The 1498-nt window shown below is 37.4% G+C and carries 2 protein-coding genes and 1 pseudogene; all 3 read left to right on the top strand.

The genetic code is table 11. From position 1 onward, the window contains the following. Positions 1–111 (top strand): annotated as a pseudogene (locus tag CKY02_RS22990) (IS630 family transposase); the annotation flags it as partial. A 145-nt stretch (positions 112–256) separates the two neighbouring features. After that, positions 257–535, top strand: coding sequence for a type II toxin-antitoxin system TacA family antitoxin (locus CKY02_RS22995; protein ID WP_112897005.1), 279 nt, complete (start codon positions 257–259; stop codon positions 533–535). Positions 536–539: 4 nt separating this feature from the next. Further along, positions 540–1040, top strand: a complete 501-nt coding sequence (locus CKY02_RS23000) for a GNAT family N-acetyltransferase (RefSeq protein ID WP_112897006.1) — start codon at positions 540–542, stop codon at positions 1038–1040. Positions 1041–1498 lie beyond the last annotated feature (458 nt).

The raw sequence follows: 1498 nt of genomic DNA on the forward strand, positions 1-1498 counted from the left end.
GAATTTCGAGACAAAGTCTTCAAATTTTTCACCACAACGCTACCGGATATAGCGGACTCGCTGATGTCGAGAATTAACGACCATTTTCAGGTGCTAAAAACTGCATCTTGAAGTTTCTTGGGTATATTACATTTGTATTAGCGAAAGCCGATGTAAGCCTCTATGCCTAATGGGAATTCTCCTTCCTAGAAATGTGATGACAATGGCGTTACATTTGTGTATTATTTAGACCACCTATAGCATAAGGGGATTTGAAATGAACGTAATAAGTGAGAATCGTAAAAATAAGACACTCAACTTGAGGATTAGGCAAGAGGATCGGGATTTAATAGATAGAGCAGCAAAAGTGAAGGGAAAAACCGTTACTGAATATGTCCTTGATACAATCAAACGTGATGCTGAAAACACGTTATTGGAACATTCATTTATGATTGTATCTCCAGAAATTTTTAATGCTTTTATTGCTAAACTTGATGCTCCGGCTGTTCCAAATGAGTGTCTTATCAAAACGGCAAATATGAAAAAACCGTGGTGATAAAATGATTAACGATCCAACCTTATTAACAGATGATCACAATTTAAATAATTTTACTTCAGGAGTTGACACCCTAGACAACTGGTTAACAGACAGAGCATTAAAAAATCAAAAAGAGAATGCCTCGCGAACTTATGTTATAAGCGAAGACAGAGATGTTATTGCCTATTATTCGTTAGCGACCGGCTCAATCATGTCAGAAGAGGCGATAAGCAAATTTAAGCGTAATATGCCAAATCCCATTCCGGTGATTATTTTGGGCCGTTTAGCTGTTGATAAGCGTTATCAAGGAAGAGGGTTTGGTCGCTATTTAGTTAGAGATGCCTCCATACGTGTCGCTCAAGCGGCAGATTTGGTGGGTGTTAGGGGATTGATTGTTCATGCTATCTCGGAGAATGCTAAGGCGTTTTATAAGTCTGTGGGTTTTAGTGATTCGCTTTTAAATCCAATGACGCTAATGATCATGCTAAAGGATTTAAAAACGGTTTTTAAAATAACAGATTAATACCATTTATACCCTATGGATTTCAAGATGCATCGCGACGCAGCCAACAAAGAGGCAACTTGAAAGATGACGGGTATAATATTAATATTTGGGGAGAGAAATATTATCATGAGTTTAAAGGGTAAAATATAATTTTTAAGTCTGAGAAAAAATAAAAATATATTTTTAATATAATCTATACCCTATGGATTTCAAGTTGCATCGCGACGGCAAGGGAACGAATCCCCGGGAGCATAGATAACTATGTGACCGGGGTGAGTGAGTGCAGCCAACAAAGAGGCAGCTTGAAAGATGACGGGTATATAAACTGAAAATCTTCGTTTAATTACACTATACCCGTAATCATTGAAGATGCTTGATTTTTCCCAAAATAAGGATCATTGTACCAGTCATGAAAATATTCATTACCGATGAACAAAAAGCCGAACTCGAACACCTCCATCACACCTGTCGTGATA

Origin of the sequence: Photorhabdus bodei, from assembly GCF_003287735.1 — a bacterium.
GTDB classification, from domain to species: Bacteria; Pseudomonadota; Gammaproteobacteria; order Enterobacterales; family Enterobacteriaceae; genus Photorhabdus; species Photorhabdus kayaii.